The 16,072-nt window shown below is 72.7% G+C and carries 12 protein-coding genes and 1 pseudogene; 2 read left to right on the top strand and 11 right to left on the bottom strand.

Annotation, left to right across the window (positions count from 1 at the left end):
- Positions 1 to 3: 3 nt before the first annotated feature.
- Both I0C86_RS25555 and I0C86_RS25550 read right to left on the bottom strand, forming a co-directional pair.
- Complete coding sequence (locus tag I0C86_RS25555) at positions 4 to 1,212, bottom strand: helix-turn-helix domain-containing protein (protein WP_196203821.1); 1,209 nt, start codon at positions 1,210 to 1,212, stop codon at positions 4 to 6.
- Positions 1,190 to 1,954, bottom strand: coding sequence for a GNAT family N-acetyltransferase (locus I0C86_RS25550; protein ID WP_196203820.1), 765 nt, complete (start codon positions 1,952 to 1,954; stop codon positions 1,190 to 1,192). The genes I0C86_RS25555 and I0C86_RS25550 overlap by 23 nt, the downstream gene beginning before the upstream one ends.
- A 237-nt stretch (positions 1,955 to 2,191) precedes the next feature.
- Here I0C86_RS25550 and I0C86_RS25545 point away from each other — a divergent pair, with 237 nt between their 5' ends.
- A complete protein-coding gene (locus I0C86_RS25545) occupies positions 2,192 to 3,118 on the top strand; it encodes a hypothetical protein (RefSeq protein ID WP_196203819.1) in 927 nt (308 codons plus the stop codon).
- A gap of 51 nt (positions 3,119 to 3,169) precedes the next feature.
- Here the strand turns inward: I0C86_RS25545 and gatA are convergent, their stop codons facing one another.
- From gatA to I0C86_RS45165, 9 genes are all read right to left on the bottom strand, one after another.
- Complete coding sequence (gatA, locus tag I0C86_RS25540; RefSeq protein ID WP_196203818.1) at positions 3,170 to 4,645, bottom strand: Asp-tRNA(Asn)/Glu-tRNA(Gln) amidotransferase subunit GatA; 1,476 nt, start codon at positions 4,643 to 4,645, stop codon at positions 3,170 to 3,172.
- Positions 4,646 to 4,650: 5 nt separating this feature from the next.
- A complete protein-coding gene (gatC, locus tag I0C86_RS25535; protein WP_196203817.1) occupies positions 4,651 to 4,998 on the bottom strand; it encodes an Asp-tRNA(Asn)/Glu-tRNA(Gln) amidotransferase subunit GatC in 348 nt (115 codons plus the stop codon).
- 158 nt (positions 4,999 to 5,156) lie between these two features.
- Positions 5,157 to 7,526, bottom strand: coding sequence for a putative bifunctional diguanylate cyclase/phosphodiesterase (locus I0C86_RS25530; protein ID WP_230394772.1), 2,370 nt, complete (start codon positions 7,524 to 7,526; stop codon positions 5,157 to 5,159).
- A gap of 180 nt (positions 7,527 to 7,706) precedes the next feature.
- A complete protein-coding gene (gene ligA, locus I0C86_RS25525) occupies positions 7,707 to 9,839 on the bottom strand; it encodes an NAD-dependent DNA ligase LigA (RefSeq protein ID WP_196203816.1) in 2,133 nt (710 codons plus the stop codon).
- A gap of 207 nt (positions 9,840 to 10,046) precedes the next feature.
- Positions 10,047 to 12,347 carry a hypothetical protein gene (locus I0C86_RS25520; protein WP_196203815.1) on the bottom strand — a complete coding sequence of 767 codons (2,301 nt, stop codon included), beginning with the start codon at positions 12,345 to 12,347 and terminating at the stop codon, positions 10,047 to 10,049.
- A gap of 186 nt (positions 12,348 to 12,533) precedes the next feature.
- Positions 12,534 to 13,568 (bottom strand): ADP-ribosylglycohydrolase family protein, encoded by a 1,035-nt coding sequence (locus I0C86_RS25515; RefSeq protein ID WP_196203814.1) that lies wholly within the window; start codon positions 13,566 to 13,568, stop codon positions 12,534 to 12,536.
- A 67-nt stretch (positions 13,569 to 13,635) separates the two neighbouring features.
- A complete protein-coding gene (locus I0C86_RS25510) occupies positions 13,636 to 14,010 on the bottom strand; it encodes a VOC family protein (protein WP_196203813.1) in 375 nt (124 codons plus the stop codon).
- A 34-nt stretch (positions 14,011 to 14,044) separates the two neighbouring features.
- Complete coding sequence (locus I0C86_RS25505; RefSeq protein ID WP_196203843.1) at positions 14,045 to 14,992, bottom strand: uroporphyrinogen decarboxylase/cobalamine-independent methonine synthase family protein; 948 nt, start codon at positions 14,990 to 14,992, stop codon at positions 14,045 to 14,047.
- A gap of 154 nt (positions 14,993 to 15,146) precedes the next feature.
- Complete coding sequence (locus tag I0C86_RS45165; protein WP_196203812.1) at positions 15,147 to 15,653, bottom strand: MarR family winged helix-turn-helix transcriptional regulator; 507 nt, start codon at positions 15,651 to 15,653, stop codon at positions 15,147 to 15,149.
- 96 nt (positions 15,654 to 15,749) lie between these two features.
- Between I0C86_RS45165 and I0C86_RS45160 the strand changes: the two are divergent.
- A pseudogene (locus tag I0C86_RS45160) lies at positions 15,750 to 16,072 on the top strand (hypothetical protein); the annotation flags it as partial.

Below are 16,072 nucleotides of genomic sequence, written 5' to 3'. Positions count from 1 at the left end.
CGGTCAGCCCGTGATCTGTAGGCGCTCGGCCAGGCCGCGGAGTTCCGTGCCACCGGCACGGCGGATCGAGCGATCCAACAGGGCGCGGGTGGTCTCGTGGGCCAGGGCCGACGTGTGTACGTGCTGGGGCGCCAGCCGTTCGGCGGTGAGCAGGAAGCGGATCGCCTCCCGGTCCCGGCCGCCCAGCCGGGCCAGGGCCCGTGCGGTATCGGCGTAGTAGAACACCTGCCGGAAACTGGCCGGGATGGCCGCCGGCTTCGTGGCGCGGGCGATCACTGCGGCCCGGCCCGGATCGCCGCCGTCCGCCTCGATGCCGATCTGCCAGATGGCGACGTTTGTCGGGCCGAAGTACAGGCCCATCGTGGAGGTCTCGCCGGTGCGGTCGGCGAGCCCGGCGGCCTCGGCCGACCAGGCCCGGCTGTCGTCCAGGCGACCGCGGCCGCGGCTGGCCAGCGCGCAGGTGAGCAGCAGCGAGCCGAGCACCTCGGCGATGCCCGGCTGGCCGGTGTGCCCGCGCAGCTCGTCCACCGCACGCTCGGCCAGGGTGAGGCCACGCTGGTAGGAGCCACAGGCGGTGGCCGCGCAGGCACGGGCGTAGGCGGCGTACCCGCGAAGCGCCAGGTCGTCGGCGGCTTCGGCCGCGTCCCGGCAGCGCTCGGCACCCAGCCACGCGTCGGCCGGGCGGCCGAGGTTGCGCAGCACCGACGAGGCGACGAACGTGACGTCGCAGAGCATCCGCAACGCGACTTCCCGGTCCGGGCCGGCGGTCTCCGTGTGCAGGTCGCGCAGCAGGTTTGGCAGCAGGCGGGCGGCGCCGGCGTAGTCACACGCCTGCCGCAACGTGTCGAGCAGGGTGACCGTACGAGCCAGCTCGGCGATCGGGGCCGGCGGCCGGGTGCCCGGTTCGGACAGGTCGACGTCGACCAGGGCCTGCCGGATGGCGTGCACCTCGGCGTGCGCGGCCACCACGTCCCGATCGGCCGCCGGCACCACCACACCGGTCAACTCGGCCGGCGCGCAGTCCAGCGCCGTCGCGATGTCGGCCAGCGTGAACCGGTTGTCGGCAGCCTGCCTGCCCCGCTCGATCCGGCTCCAGGTGGCGTGCGAGATGCCGGCGCGGCTGGCGGCGTACCGGATGCTCCAGCTACGAAGCAGGCGACGTGCGCGGATGCGCTCACCGATGCCGGGGTCACCGCTCGGTCGTGGCGTCATGCCTGGACGTTATCCCGCTCGCCCGCTGGTCGCGGTACATGCCCGTACCACCGGCGGACCACTTCCCTCCTCCCGGGCGGAACGCGCCGGCGACGTCGGAGCGCACGGTCCAGCCGAGTGACCGGTACAGCGCTCGTCCGTCGTCCGTGGCGACGAGGATTCCGGTACGCATACCGTCCGCCGCCGCCCGGTCGGCGAGGGTACGCATGACAACGGTGCCCAGCCCCCGTCGCCGGTGGTTCGGCTCGGTCTCGACCTTGTCGACGATGCCGAACTCGCCGGCCGGCGCCAGTCGACCGGACGCCGCCTTCTCCCCCGCCCGGTCGAGCACCGTGGCGACGACGACCCCGCTGTCGGGATCGGTGTCGACCCGGACCGCGTACCCCGGCTGTGGCCGGGCCGCGCCTTCGCGGAACCGTACGGTCATCAGGTATCCGGCGGTGTCCATCGTCCATCCGTCGGGCAGGGCGGACCGGAACTCGTCCGGGTCCCCACACGCCTTGATCCAGTTGCCCGGGGCGGTCAACTTCCGGCCCAGCCGGCCGAGGACGTCCGCGTCGTGGGTGTGCAGCACGTGGCGTACCCGGTGACCTGGCAGGCCCACGTCGACCCGGAAGCCGCCGGGCACCCCGACCGGGGCGGAGGTGCCACGGGAGACGGCCCAGCCGCGCCCCCACGCCATCGTCAACTCGGGCACCGAGTAGCTGTCCCGAGGGGCGGCAGGATCGGTGGCGTACGGCATGAGTTTCTCCTCTCGCGGAGCGGCCGGGTCGCCCCCACACTATTGCAAACTATTGGCAATAAGCCCCGACCCTGTGACCGGCATCGCGGACCACCACGCCCCGGTGGTGGCTGTCCGGCCACCACGAGAACCGGCCGCGCCGCCGTAGTCTGCGGTCGTGCGGTTCTTCGATGCATCGAGTCGGCGCCCTCTTCCGGCACGCGTCCGGCGGCCGGGCGTCCCGCGCCGGGTGGGATCGTGAAGCGGTACCTCAGCTCCGCGCTCGCCCCGACGGCAGAGAGGCACCAACTCGGCTCGCTGGTCAGCCTGCACCGGCAGGAACGGCCGCTGATCCGCTTCCGGGCCCGGTGGCTGTGGCTGATCCTCGGGGGCCTCTTCGTCGGCCTGCTCTGGGTGCTCTGGGACCAGCAGTACTCCCGCTACCACCAGTACCGTCTCTACCCCGACGGTGCGTACTTCGCCTTCGTCGCCACGCTGCACATCCTCGGCCTGGTGCTGTCCGGGCCGATCGCGGCCCGACTGCTGCCACCCGACGGGCCGGACCGCTGGGTCGCGCTCTACGAGCACGGCCTGATCGACATCACCCGGCCCTTCTCCGACCCCTCCGGCGGGATGCCCGAACACGACCTGGTCATCCGGCCGGTGCGGTTCGAACAGATCCGGCGGGTCGACCAGAGCAGGGAATCCGTCGGCATGGTGCCGGCCGGGATGGCCCGCACCGTGACCGCCACCGGCGCCGCCGCCCGGATCGTCGCCGAGCGCGACGGAAAACCGCTGGTCCTGGAGTACCACGGCTACCGCCACCAGGACCGGTTCGTCGACGCCATCCGGGCCCGCCGCGCGGGCCGGCCCAGCGCCCGCTCGGCGAAGGCGGTGCTGCACCGCGCCGGAGCGGTCTTCGGCAACCTGGCGGTGACGCAGGGCGGGCTCTCCGTCACAAGCGGCGTCGGGCTGGGCCCCGGAGAGCAGCCGTCACTGCGCTGGGCCGAGGTGGTCCGGGTGCACGAGTCGGACGACGGCACCCTGTCCATCTACCGGCGAGGGCGTCCCGGCGAGCGTCCGGGAGAGCCGGACACCTCGATGCGCTGGTACTCCGGGATCGTGCCGGACACGTCGGAGGCCGCCGCACTGATCACCGGGATGCGCAACAGGGCGCTCTCCTGACGCACCCGGCTGTCGGGGCCGCGGGTCTCCGACGGGGACGTGGACCTCCGGTCAGAGCTCCGGCGGGGTGAGAGTGCCGACCGCCGACTCCAGTGCGGCGCCGACCCGGTACATCCGGTCGTCCGCCATCGTCGGCGCCATGATCTGCAGACCCACCGGCAGCCCCTCGGAAAGGCCGCACGGTACCGAGATGGCGGGCCCGCCGTACAGGTTGGTCGGGATGGTGAAGAGGTCCGCCAGGTACATCTGGTACGGATCAGCCGTACGCGAACCGAACGGGAACGCCACCAGCGGGGTGGTCGGCGAGATCAGCACGTCGGCCCGCTCGAACGCGTTGGTGAAGTCCTGGGTGATCAGGGTCCGCACCTTCTGCGCCTGCCCGTAGTAGGCGTCGTAGTAGCCCGATGACAGGGCGTAGGTGCCGAGCATGATCCGCCGCTTGACTTCCGGCCCGAAGCCGGCGTCCCGGGTCAGCGACATGACCTCCTCCAGCGAGTGGACACCGTCGTCGCCGACCCGGAGCCCGAACCGGACCCCGTCGAACCGGGCCAGGTTGGAGGAGCATTCGCTCGGCGCGATGAGGTAGTACGCCGGCAGCGCGTACTGGAAGTGCGGGCAGGAGACCTCGACCACCTCGGCACCGAGCTTGGTCAGCGCGTCGACAGCCTCCCGGAACACGGCCAGCACGCCCGGCTCGGCACCCTCGCCGGAGAGCTCGGTGACCAGGCCGAGCCGTACTCCGGTCAGGTCACCGTTGGCGCCGGCCCGAGCGGCGGCGACCACGTCCGGCACCGGCAGCGGGATGGAGGTGGAGTCGCGCGGGTCGTGCCCGCCGATGACCTCGTGCAGCAGCGCCGCGTCCAGCACGTTCCGGGCGCACGGGCCCGGGGTGTCGAGCGAGGACGAGAACGCGACCAGGCCGTACCGCGAGGTGCCGCCGTACGTCGGCTTCGCCCCGACGGTGCCGGTGACCGCGCCCGGCTGCCGGATCGAGCCCCCGGTGTCCGAACCGATCGCCAGCGGCGCCTCGTACGCGGCCAGCGCGGCGGCGCTGCCCCCGCCGGAGCCGCCCGGGATCCGGCCCAGGTCCCACGGGTTTCCCGTCGGCCCGTACGCGGAGTATTCCGTGGAGGAGCCCATCGCGAACTCGTCCATGTTGGTCTTGCCGAGCATCACCGTGCCGGCGGCGCGGAGCCGCTGCACGACTGTCGAGTCGTAGGGCGGGCGCCAGTTCTCCAGGATCTTCGATCCGACCGTGGTCGGTACGCCCTTGGTGGTGAGCACGTCCTTGACCGCCACCGGCACCCCGGCCAGCGGTCCGAGTTCCTCCCCGGCCGCCCGCCGGGCGTCGACCGCTCGGGCCGACTCCAGCGCACCCTCGGTGTCGACGTGCAGGAAGGCGTGCACCCGCTCGTCCACCGCCGCGATCCGGTCCAGGTGGGCCTGGGTCACCTCGACCGCGGACGCCTCGCCGGAGGCGAGAACGGCCGCGATCTCGGTCGCGGTCATCCTGGTCACGTCAGTCATCGTGGTCACGCCTTCCCTTCGGAATCCGCCGGGCCCTCACCACGCGGGCTGGGTGGCTCGTCCTCGTCCAGGATGCGCGGCACCCGGAACCGGTCCTCCTCGCTGTCCGGCGCCCCGGAGAGCGCCTCGGCCCGGGTCAGGCCGGGCACCACCACGTCCTCGCGAAGCACGTTCGTCAGCGGTACGGAGTGCGAGGTCGGCGGGACGTCGGCGGCGGCCACCTCACCGACCCGGGCGACGGCCTGCAGGATCACGTCGAGCTGACCGGCAAAGGTCTCCAGCTCCTCGTCCGTGACGGCGAGCCGCGACAGCCGCGCCAGGTGCGCGACCTCCTCGCGGGAGATGGCGGACATCGGTGCCCCCTTCATGCCTCAGGCGTCCACGCGGCTTCCGCCGGCGTCTTCCCGGCGCAGCGTGGCACGCGCGCCGTGACCGCAGCGAGTCTATTTGTGCCGCCGACCGCCGCCGTCCCCGGCTCCCCCGAAGATCCTCCGGGCGAGGGTGCCGCAGGTCACTCCACGCTCGGATGCAACCCGGCGATCGACTCGGCCGGCCCCGGCCGGACCGGCGCCTGGACGGTCTCGATCAGCACCGTCGGCGGCTCCATCGACTCCACAGCCAGCCCCGTCGGCGGCTCCATCGACTCCACCACCAGCACCGTCGGCGGCTCCACCGAGTCCACCGGAAGGTCGATCCGGGTCGCCGGTGATGCCTCCGGCGCCGCCCGCCGGTCGGCCCGGACCACTCCGCTGCCGGTCGGGCTGACCGGCCGGTACCGGGCCAGCCAGGTGACCAGGTCCTCCGCCGGCATCGGTCGGGCGAAGAACCAGCCCTGGGCGGCGTCGCAACCCGCCGCGTGCAGCAGCCGCCAGGTGCGCTCGTCCTCCACCCCCTCGGCGACGACCCGCAACCCGAGGGCTCCGGCCAACTCGATCACCGACCGGACGATCGCCGCGTCGTCGGCGTCGGCCGCCATCCCGAGTACGAACGACCTGTCGACCTTCACCTCCGCCAGCGGCAGCCGGCGCAGATGCTGCATCGAGGAGTAGCCGGTGCCGAAGTCGTCCAGCGCGATCGCCACCCCGATCCGGTCCAGTCGGGTGATGGTGGCGAGGACCCGGCGCGGATCCGCCATCAGCGCCCCCTCCGTCATCTCCAACTGGATCCGCGACGGCGGTACGCCGTACTGGGCAAGCCGTTCGGCGATCTGGTCGGCGATCTCCCCGGTGTGCAGGTCACGGACGCTGACGTTGACCGCGGCCCGCAGGTCCAGCCCGGCGGCGGCCCACTTCGCCAGTTGCTCCACGACGTCGTCGATGACCCGGCGGGTCAGCAGCCGCATCACCGCGCTCTGCTCCGCGACCCGGATCAGTTCCTCCGGGTCGACCATGCCGCGCCGGGGGTGCCGCCAGCGCAGCAGCGCCTCCACCCCGATCACCTCGCCGGTGTCGATCGCGACCTGGGGCTGGTAGTAGAGGGTGATCTCGCCCGCGTCGCCGCCGGCCACCGTGGAGGTCGACGTGCCGGAGTCGCCGTCGGCCGGGTCCGACCCGCCGGCCGGTGGGGCGGTGCCGCCGGTCTCCAACACCCGGCGCAGGTCGGCCAGCAGGCTCAACCGTTCGGCGGAGTTGTGGTCGGATTCGGCGGCGTAGACCGCCACCGGGTCGCCACGGTGTTTCGCGTCGTACATCGCCACGTCGGCGTGCCGCATCAGGGTCGCGAAGTCGGCGCCGTGCTCCGGGTAGAGCGCGATCCCGATCGACCCGCCGACGTCGAGCGGCAGCCCGTCGAGCGGAACCGGCTCGGTCAGGGCTCCGACGATCCGGTCGGCGAGCTGGCGGGCATCGTCGACCCCGCAGAGCCGGGTCGCCACGATGGCGAACTCGTCGCCGCCGAGCCGGGCGACCACGTCCTGTGGGCGTACCGCGGCGGTCAGCCGGTGGGTGACCTCGACCAGCAGGCGGTCGCCGACGGCGTGCCCGAGGGCGTCGTTGACGTGCTTGAACCGGTCCAGGTCGAGCAGCAGCAGCGCCAACTGGCCGCCGGGCGTCTCCTTGCCGGCCAACTCGGCGTGGATCGACACCTGCTCGGTGACCCTGTCGCGCAGCGCCTTGCGATTGGCCAGGCCGGTCAGCGGATCCAGCCGGGCGAGTTGCTCCCGTTCGGCCGAGAGCCGGGCCATCCGGGAGACCGCGTAGAGCGGCAGCACGATCATCGGAATCAGCGCGGCGTTGGACCGGGCGGCGGCGACCAGCACCGGGCCGAGCAGCAACAGGGATCCGGTGGCGAGCAGTTCGAAACCGAGCCCCTGCCGGATCCGGGATCGCCATCGGCCGCCGAAGCGCATCCAGACGGCGGTGGCGACGAGGCCGTGGTTGACGGTCAGCCAGGCGGCTCCGGCGCCGATCGCGACGGCCACCTCGGCCAGCCGCAGGTGGCCCTCCGACCCGGGTCCACCGGTGGGGCCGAACCGGATGATCAGGTCGGCGGCAGCCAGGGAGCAGGCGTACTGGCCGATGTTGAAGATCGTCCGCCAGGCGGCGTACCGCATCCGCCAGCCGGAGGCCACCACCGCCGCCGCCTGTACGGCGATCGCCGGCCCAAGTCCCCATTCGAGGCCGATCGCAAAGGTGAAGCAGATCGACGGGAAGACGGACTGGCTCTGCCGCTCGCCGTGCGGGCTGAACGGGCGGGCGTCGAAGGTGACCGCGAGCACCGCCATCAACCAGAACGCCACGGGCAGCCCGGGAATCCGCTCGGGCAGCCCGACGAGCGGCACGGCGGAGACTCCGGCGGCCAGGCCGACGACCACCCAGACGAAACCGAAGAACGGCGCCGTCCGATTCGGAGGAACGGAGTTCCGCAGCACGGCGGCCTCCATGGGACCTCCCGAGCCTTTCGGTCCAGGGCGCGGCCGGTACCGCGCGGCATGCCTCCCATGAAACGCCCTGACCCATGCCGCGCGGGGGGCGACAGACGCGAATCGGGTCGAGTCGTGACTAACTTGAAATACTACGCATCTTGCTTCGGTGCCTTTGCTAACAGAGAGCTGAGCAATCAATCACTGATCGTTACTGAGAACGAGCCTACCTGCCGCTTCGGGACCCTCGGCGAGCAGCGCGACGAAGCCTGCCTCGTCGAGCATAGGCACCTTGAGCGCCGCTGCCTTCTCCGCCTTCGAACCAGGATTGTCGCCGACCACCACGAAGTCGGTCTTCTTCGACACCGAACCGCTCACCTTCCCGCCCCGGGCCTGCACCGCCTCCGCCGCCCGGTCCCGGGTGAAGCCCGTGAGCGTTCCGGTCACCACCACGGTCAGGCCCTCCAACGGGCGCGGCCCCTCCGCGACGCGCTCCTCCGCCATCCGTACGCCGGCCTCGGCCCACTTGCGCACCACCTCCCGATGCCAGTCGACGGCCAGCCACTCGCGCAGGCTGGCCGCGATCGTCGGGCCGACACCGTCCACGGCCGACAGTTCCGCCTCATCCGCCGCCTCGATCGCCGCCATCGTGCCGAACTCCCGGGCCAGTGCCTGGGCCGCGGTCGGGCCGACGTGCCGGATCGACAGCGCTACCAGCACCCGCCAGAGTGGCCGCTGCTTCGCCTCCACGAGGCTGTCCAGCAGCTTCCGCGCATTGCTGCCCAGGCTGCCGTCCTTCTTCACGAAGAACGGCACCCGGCCGAGCCGCTCGGAGTCGAGCCCGAACAGGTCACCCTCGTCGACGATCTCCGCCGAGTCGAGCAGCGCACCCGCCGCCTTGAAGCCGAGCACCTCGATGTCGAGCGCCTCCCGGCTGCCCAGGTAGAAGATCCGCTCACGGAGCTGGGCCGGACAGGTCCGGGTGTTCGGGCACCGGATGTCGACGTCGCTCTCCTTGGCCGGCGCCAGCTCGGTCCCGCAGGCCGGGCAGTGGGTCGGCATGGTGAACCGGCGGGCATCGGCGGGACGCACTTCCACGATCGGCCCGAGCACCTCCGGGATCACGTCGCCCGCCTTGCGTACCACCACCGTGTCGCCGATCAGTACGCCCTTGCGCTCGACCTCGTGCGCGTTGTGCAGCGTCGCCCGAGCCACCGTGGAGCCGGCCACCTTGACCGGTTCGAGTTCGGCGAACGGGGTGACCCGGCCGGTCCGACCGATGTTGACGGCGATGTCGAGCAGCTTCGTGGTCACCTCCTCCGGCGGGTACTTGTAGGCGATCGCCCACCGGGGCGCCCGGCTGGTCGAGCCCAGCCGGCCCTGGATGGCGACCGGGTCGACCTTGATCACCACACCGTCGATCTCGTGCTCGACGTCGTGCCGGTGCTTCGCGTAGTAGTCGATGTAGCCCTCGATCCCGGCCAGGTCCGGCACGACCCGCCACCGGTCACTGGTCGGCAGCCCCCAGGCCCGCAGCGTCGCGTACGCCTCGGACTGGGCCGCCGGCTCGAAGCCCTGACGTGCGCCGAGACCGTGTACGACCAGCCGCAGCGGTCGGGACGCGGTGATCCGCGGATCCTTCTGCCGCAGGCTTCCCGCCGCGGCGTTGCGGGGATTGGCGAACGGCGGCCGGCCCTGCTCGACCAGGCCGGCGTTGAGGTCCGCGAACGCCTCGACCGGGAAGTAGATCTCGCCGCGTACCTCCAGCAGCTCGGGGACCGGATCGGTGCCGTCGGTCAGCCGCTCCGGCACCTCCCGGATCGTCCGGACGTTCGCGGTGACGTCCTCGCCGGTCCAGGTGTCACCCCGGGTGGCGGCCCGGACCAGCCGCCCCCGCTCGTACGTCAGATTGATCGCCAACCCGTCGACCTTCGGCTCGCACAGGTAGTCGACCGGACCACCGGCGTCCCGCTCGATCCGCTCCACCCAACCGGTCAACTGCTCCCGCGCGAACGCGTTGTCCAGCGACATCATCCGTTCGACGTGTGCGACCGGGGTGAACAGCGTCGAGAAGGTGCCTCCGACCCGCTGGGTCGGCGACTCCGGGGTACGCAGCGCCGGAAACTCGTTCTCCAGCGCCTCCAGCTTCCGCAGCAGCTCGTCGAACTCGGCGTCCGAGACGACCGGTGCGTCGAGCACGTAGTAGCGGTACTGGTGATCGGTGATCTCGGTGCTCAGCTCGGCGTGCCGTTCCCGGGCCCGCGCGGTCGGTTCCGCGCCAGCCGCCGCCTCCTGCTCGGCGCTGACCTGCTGCGGGATCGCTTCCTCAGACACCGTCGACCTCCGTGATCGCACTCCCCGCAACCGTAACCGCCCGGCCCGACCCGCACACCCGGCCGACGGAACCGCATCCGACCGGACCTCACCCGGCGGAGGCGCTCCCGACGGGGCCGCGCACGACTCGACCACGCCCGGCTCGACGGCGACCGGCGGAGGCGCGCCGGTGCGACCGGTTTCCGGCGAACCGGCCAGGCCCCGGGGTCACCCGCCCCGGTCCAACTCGGCGTAGAGCTCGGCGATCGCCGAGAGCGCCCTGGCCGGAGGCACGCCGACGCCCCCGGTGTGGTCCTCGATGTTCCGGACGACCCGTTCGTACTCGGTGAGCGCGACCACGCGCTCACCGATCCCCCGGTAGCTGTCGGCGAGCAACAGCCGGCAGTTGTCCGCCCACTCGATCCCGGCCGGATCACCTGTCTCCCGCAGCCGGTCCAACCAGTCCGTGACCCGCAGGCCCGCGTCGACCGCCTCGGCGAACCGGCCGTCGGCGTGCGCGGCGACGACCAGGTGGTACCACAGCTCCGCACCGTCCTGCCTCGTCGTGGCCGCCAGCCCGACCGCCTCGTAGAGGTCGTCGACCGCCTCGGCCGCCCGTCCCGCCTCGACGAGCCGCCGGCCCCGCAGGTAACGCAGGTGTCCGCGGAACCGGTCGAGAGAATCGGCCCGGTCCCCGCCGGCGGGTTTTCCGGGCAGCACCGCCAACTGCCGATCGACGAACGCCGCGAACTCCCGTTCGGCTCCGGCCCGAACGGCGGCGATCCGGAACTGCTCGACTGCCTCCACCGCCCGCTGCCCCGCAGACGCGGCGACGAAGGACTCCACGGCCGAGGTGGCCAGCTCGATCACCTGCCGGGGATCGGCGAGGTCGGCGTTCCGCCACGTCGCCGCCAGACCGGCGACCACGCCGACAACCAGCGAATCGCCGGACCGCGCCGCGTGTGCCTCGGCCCGCCGCAGCGCGGCGTACGCGTCGTCGCGGCGCCCCTGCCCCGCCAGGACGTACGCCAGCCAGTGCTCGCCCCAGGCGCGGGCCCACTCGGAGCCGTCGTCGCGCAGCCCCGAAACGGCCTCCGCCGTCAACGCCACGCCCTCCTCGGCACGTCCGTCGTAGGCGACCCAGAGGCCGAGCCAGCACCGGGTGAGCAGGGACCGCTGACGGTCGCCGTACCGCTGGTGCACCTCGGCGGCCCAGCGCAACCCGGACTCGGTCTCGGGGCCCTGGAAGAACATCGCCCGCAGCTCCACCGCACGGGCCGCCAGCCGCTCCGGCAGGTCCCCGACGGCAGCCAGGCAGGCCCGTGCCTCGTCGGGTTCGCAGCGGTGGTTGTGCCACTCCGCCCGGTCCAGCATCTGCTCGTCGGAGAGACCGGGCGACGGCAGCAGACCGACCAGTCGGCGGCTGCCCTGCCGAAGCGGTACGAAGTCGGTCACCGGTTCCGCGACCAGCCGCGCCCTGATCCGGTCGCCGTACGCGGTGCTGCCGTTGCGGGCGTCGAACCGCGCGGCCAACTCGAGGGCGATCCCCCGGGTCCGGTCGTGCAACGCTTGGAAGGAGACCGCCCCCCGGCCGTCACCGAGGTCGATCGGCGACCCGCCCCGGCCGAGTTCCGTCAACCGCCCGGTCAGCACCGCGACGGCGGCGGCGAACTCCAGCTTGCCGCTCGGCCGTTCGAACGCGTCGAAGCCCTCCATCAGCCCCAGCAGGTCGATCCCGGCCTCCTCGTTGCCGGTGTGCGCGTAGAACTCGACCCGCATCCCGAGGTACTCGTAGCGGTGCGCGCCCTGGGCCATCGCCCGCCGGATCCGCCGCTCGACCAGCGCCGCCGTCCGGTGCTCGCCGGCCCTGACCAGCGGCAGCAACATCAGGCACTGGACCGGCACCGCTGGCTCGGCGAACCGGCGCTCGCCGGAGAGCACCGGCCCGGCGAGGGCGTGCGCCCGGTCCATCGACGCCGCGTCGCCGCGCAGCACCAGCCGTTCGAGTTCGGCCTCGAAGTCCCACACGTCGTGCGGATCCGGCCCACCGGCAGCGATCCACTGCCGGTACGCCCGCTCCTCCGCATCCCAGTCGCCGGTCATCTGGGCCAGCCGGCGTCGCGCCGCGTACAGGCCCCGGGGACTGTGCCCGGCCGCCCGCAGCCGCTCCTCCAATTCCTGGTGCGTGTCGTGGATCTGCCGCAGCGGGATGTCCGGGAAGTCCGCCATCGACTGGGCGGTGAAGGTGAGCCACCGGACCAGGTCGGTCACCTCGGCCGGGCCGAACTCCCAGGGTCGGAGGTCGAACTCGCGCAGGCACTGGTCGAACAGCGGAAATGCCCGCTCCCACTGACCGTCCTGGCAGTACGCCTCGGCAACCAGGCGACGCGCGACGGAGGCGAGTTTGGCGTGGCCGCCGATGTCCGCGCGCCACATGACGTCCTCGAGCAGCGCCGTCCGCGCCGGTCCGGGTGCCATGTGGTCGGTGCCGGCGAGCAGTGTCCACAGTCCGGCCTCGGTGCCGCTCATCGGACCTTCCCCGCCGTGGTCGGCCCAACCGGCGGACGCGTTCCCCGATTGACCACCATGCCCAGAGGATCTTAGGCGATCAGGCCGGACGCCGTGGCTCTGCCGACGGCGAGCAGACCGGACGCCGTGGCTCTGCCGACGGCGAGCAGGGGCGGCGCGGTCCGCCCACACAGGACGCCGGTTCGCTCAGTCCCAGGCCGTACCGAGGGCGGTGAGCTGGTCGGCGTACTCGATCCGGTTCCGCCAGTCGACCGGCCAGGCCGCCATGCCGTACGCCGCGCCGACGAAGGCGCCGGCCAGGCAGGCGATCGAATCCGAGTCTCCGGAGGTGGTGGCGGCGCGGGCCAGTGCCGAAACCGGGTCGTCGTGGTGGCGTACGGCGCAGAGCAACGCGGTGGCCAGGGCCTCCTCGGCGATCCAGCCCGCTCCGGTGGCCTCGCACGGGTCGGCTCCGTCATCCGGCCAGAGCAGCGCCGCGTCGAGCCGGGCCAGCACCGCCAGGCACTCGTCCCAGCCCCGGGAGATGAAGGTCGACGGGTCCTCGACCGCGGGCTGCTGCCACAGGTCGCCCAACCAGTCCGCCCGGTAGACCGTGCGCTGTTCCTCGGCCCGGCGCCGGAGCAGGGCGGGGAGGTCGGTCAGGGCCGCGCCGTCCCGCAACACCCTGACGGCGTACGCGGTCAGCTCGCTCGCGGCCAGCCCGGTCGGATGCCCGTGGGTCAGTCCGGCCTGTAGCTGGGCGACCCCGGCGAGGGTGTCCAGATCGTATCCGGGCACCAGGCCGACGGGCGTGACCCGCATGTTGGCGCCGCATCCCTTCGAGCCGGCGATCGTCGCGTCCTGCCAGCGCAGTCCCTCGGCCAGCCCGCCGCAGGCCCGCAGGCAGGTCATCCCGGGCGCGCGATTGTTCTCCGGGCTGTGCGCCCAGGCCACGAACTTCTGCCGGAGCAACGGCTCCAGCACCTCCGGGGTGGCCGCCGAGCCGGCCTCGTGCAGCGCCCAGCCGACCGCCAGGCCCATCTGGGTGTCGTCGGTGACCCGGGCCGGCTCCCCGGCCAGGTCACGCGGGCCGGCCGGCCCGTACCGCCGCTCGATCTCGGCCAGCGACAGGAACTCGGTCGGCGCCCCGAGGGCGTCCCCGTAGGCCAGTCCGAACAGCGACCCGGAGGCGCGCCGCACGTCGATGGGGGCGCTCCGCGAACCGGTGACCTGATCAACCATGGCGGCCATCATTCACCAGTCGTCCGGGCACCGCCACCGGGCGGCGCGGCCCCCGGGGAGGTGCGGCTCAGTCGTCCCAGCAGAGGCAGAACGGGTGGCCGGCCGGATCGGCGTACACCCGGAAGCCCTCACCCTGGCCGGGCAGCCGGGTGGCCCCGAGCTTCAACGCCTGGGCCTCGGCCGCGTCGATGTCCTCGACGGTCACGTCGAGATGGAACTGCTGCGGGCGGTCCGGGTCGGGCCAGCGCGGCTCCCGCAGGTTCGTCGCCCGTTGGAAGGCGAGCCGGGGATGCTGTCCAAGCCCGCCACCGACCACGGTCCAGCCGTCGTCGTCGTCGGCGCCGGAATCGTCGACCGGCAGGCCGAGCAGTTCGGAGTAGAAGCCGGCGAGGGCGCGCGGGTCCGGACAGTCGATCACCACACTGCGCAGTTGACCAATCATGCCGACATCCTGCCCCGCCGGTACGACGGGAAACCTACTCTTCGGCGATTCGTCGGCCCGCGTCCCGGCAGGCGGTGAGCACGGCCCGGGCGTACCCGTCGGAGGCACCGGCCAGCCCGCAGGCCGGGGTGACGACGACCTGTTCCGCCAACTGGCCACGGGGAAAGCCGAGCCGGTCCCAGACCTGGCGTATCCGCTCGGCGACCTGGGCCGACGACGGCTCCTGACCGGACGGCGGAGGCAGCGTCTGCGCCGCACCGGCGAACAGCCCGAGGCCCGCGTCGATCGCCTCACCGATCGGATCGAGCCGGTCCACCAGGTTCAGGTCGAGCGCGACCGCGACCGCTCCGGTCGACCGGATCAGTTCCAGCGGTACGTCCGGCGCGCAGCAGTGCACGACGACCGGTACGCCGGCCGCCGCGATGACGGTCCGGAGCAGCCCGGCGGCGGTGCTCGCCTCGACCGGCCGGTACGCCCCCAGCCCGCTCTCGGTCGGGATCCGTCCGGCCAGTACGGCGGGCATCGTCGGCTCGTCGAGCTGGAGCAGTACCGTCGCCCGGGGCAGCCGACGGCGTACCTCGGTCAGATGTGCCCGCAGCCCGTCGGCGAGCGACTCGGTGAGATCGCGGACCGCGCCCGGGTCCCGGAGCATCCGCCCACCGACCGGCCGTTCGAGGCCGGCGGCCAGGGTGAGCGGCCCGGCCGCCTGGACCTTGAAGGTGCCGGTGTACTCGCCGGCCTGCTCGGTCATCTGGTCCAGGTCGCGCTCCAGGAAGTCCAGCGCACGGCGCAGGTCCCGACCCGGGCGTCCGGCGATCCGCCACCGGGCCGCGTACAGCTCGACCGGCAGGTCGACCAGCAGCGCGGCGGCCCGACCGATCAGGTCGGCACCGGGCCCCCGCGCGGGCAGTTCGGGCAGGTGCGGCAGGGCCAGCTCGCCCAGCACGATCCGCTGCGCCTCGGCGATGTCGGTGCCGGGCATCGAGCCGATGCCGGTCGCCGCCCCGACCGGCCACGGCCATTTCCGATCCGCGGCCTGCTGCTCCTCGATCACCTGCTGTTGGTCGGTCACCTGCGCAGGTTAGCCCCGCAACCGGCCGCCGCGGGCAGCCGGCCCCGAGAAGGCCGGTGCCGCCTCAGACCGACCCGTCGCCCGCCAACGGCCTGCCCGACCCGTCGCCCGACGCCGGGCTGCCCGACCCGTCGCCCGCCAACGGCCTGCGCAGGCCGTTGGCGAGGTCGGTCAGGACGGCGAGCAGTTGCTCGGCACTGGTGCTGGTCAGGCTGGCGACGGTCTCGTCCGCGAGATCGCGCCACAGCTCCTTCAGGGGCGCGATGACCGCCCGCCCCTGGTCGGTCAGCGCGACGACGACCGCCCGGGCGTCCTGGGTCGAGGAGCGCCGGCTCAGCAGGCCCGCCGCCTCCAGTTTGCGCACCATCAGGGTGATGCTGGGGGGCTCACAGCCTGCCCCGACGGCCAACTGCTTCTGGGTCTGCGGCCCGTACGCGTCGAGCAGCAGCAGGATCGCCTCGTGCCCCGGATGCAGGCCGAGTTCGGCCAGTTTCGCGGCGGCACGGGCCCGGTGCCGGATGGCGATCACCCGAATCGCTCCGTTGAGCGCGTCGGCCTGCTCGTACTTCACCGTGGACCTCCGGGTTGCACACCAACCAACTACGCGCACAATCTTTACGCGGCTAACTAATTCTCCCACCAACGTCCCGGAGACACTATGTGAGCCGTGGCTTTCACCTCCTTCGGTGGCCCGGAAGTACTGTCCGTCGTCGACGTCGCCCTGCCCGAACCCTCGACGGTCAGGTCCGGATCCGAGTCCAGGAGCGGTCCGCGACGACGAGGCTTCGTCAGCGTCGTACCGCCGGCCACACCGCCGACGGAGCGCGGCGTCCGGATGGAGATCGTCGGCCCGCACAGCGACGGCGCCCAGCTCCGCGAGCTGGTCCAGTTCGTCGAGCGGGGTCACCTCACTCTCCGGGTCGCCGACGTGCTGACCTTCGCGCATTCGTCCGAGGCGCACGCCCGGTTCGCCAAGGACGGGCTGGCGGG

The organism is Plantactinospora alkalitolerans (assembly GCF_015690345.1).
In the GTDB taxonomy this organism is placed as follows: domain Bacteria; phylum Actinomycetota; class Actinomycetes; order Mycobacteriales; family Micromonosporaceae; genus Plantactinospora; species Plantactinospora alkalitolerans.
Note: the sequence above shows the minus strand (reverse complement) of the source record. Positions and strands in the feature narration are given on the sequence as shown.

Bases quoted from the DNA above. Each gene is read 5' to 3' on its own strand.
- I0C86_RS25555 (WP_196203821.1), bottom strand. From the start codon at position 1,212: ATGACGCCACGACCGAGCGGTGACCCCGGCATCGGTGAGCGCATCCGC.
- I0C86_RS25550 (WP_196203820.1), bottom strand. From the start codon at position 1,954: ATGCCGTACGCCACCGATCCTGCCGCCCCTCGGGACAGCTACTCGGTG.
- gatA (WP_196203818.1), bottom strand. From the start codon at position 4,645: ATGACTGACGTGACCAGGATGACCGCGACCGAGATCGCGGCCGTTCTC.
- gatC (WP_196203817.1), bottom strand. From the start codon at position 4,998: ATGTCCGCCATCTCCCGCGAGGAGGTCGCGCACCTGGCGCGGCTGTCG.
- I0C86_RS25530 (WP_230394772.1), bottom strand. From the start codon at position 7,526: ATGGAGGCCGCCGTGCTGCGGAACTCCGTTCCTCCGAATCGGACGGCG.
- I0C86_RS25520 (WP_196203815.1), bottom strand. From the start codon at position 12,347: ATGAGCGGCACCGAGGCCGGACTGTGGACACTGCTCGCCGGCACCGAC.
- I0C86_RS25515 (WP_196203814.1), bottom strand. From the start codon at position 13,568: ATGGTTGATCAGGTCACCGGTTCGCGGAGCGCCCCCATCGACGTGCGG.
- I0C86_RS25510 (WP_196203813.1), bottom strand. From the start codon at position 14,010: ATGATTGGTCAACTGCGCAGTGTGGTGATCGACTGTCCGGACCCGCGC.
- I0C86_RS25505 (WP_196203843.1), bottom strand. From the start codon at position 14,992: ATGCCCGGCACCGACATCGCCGAGGCGCAGCGGATCGTGCTGGGCGAG.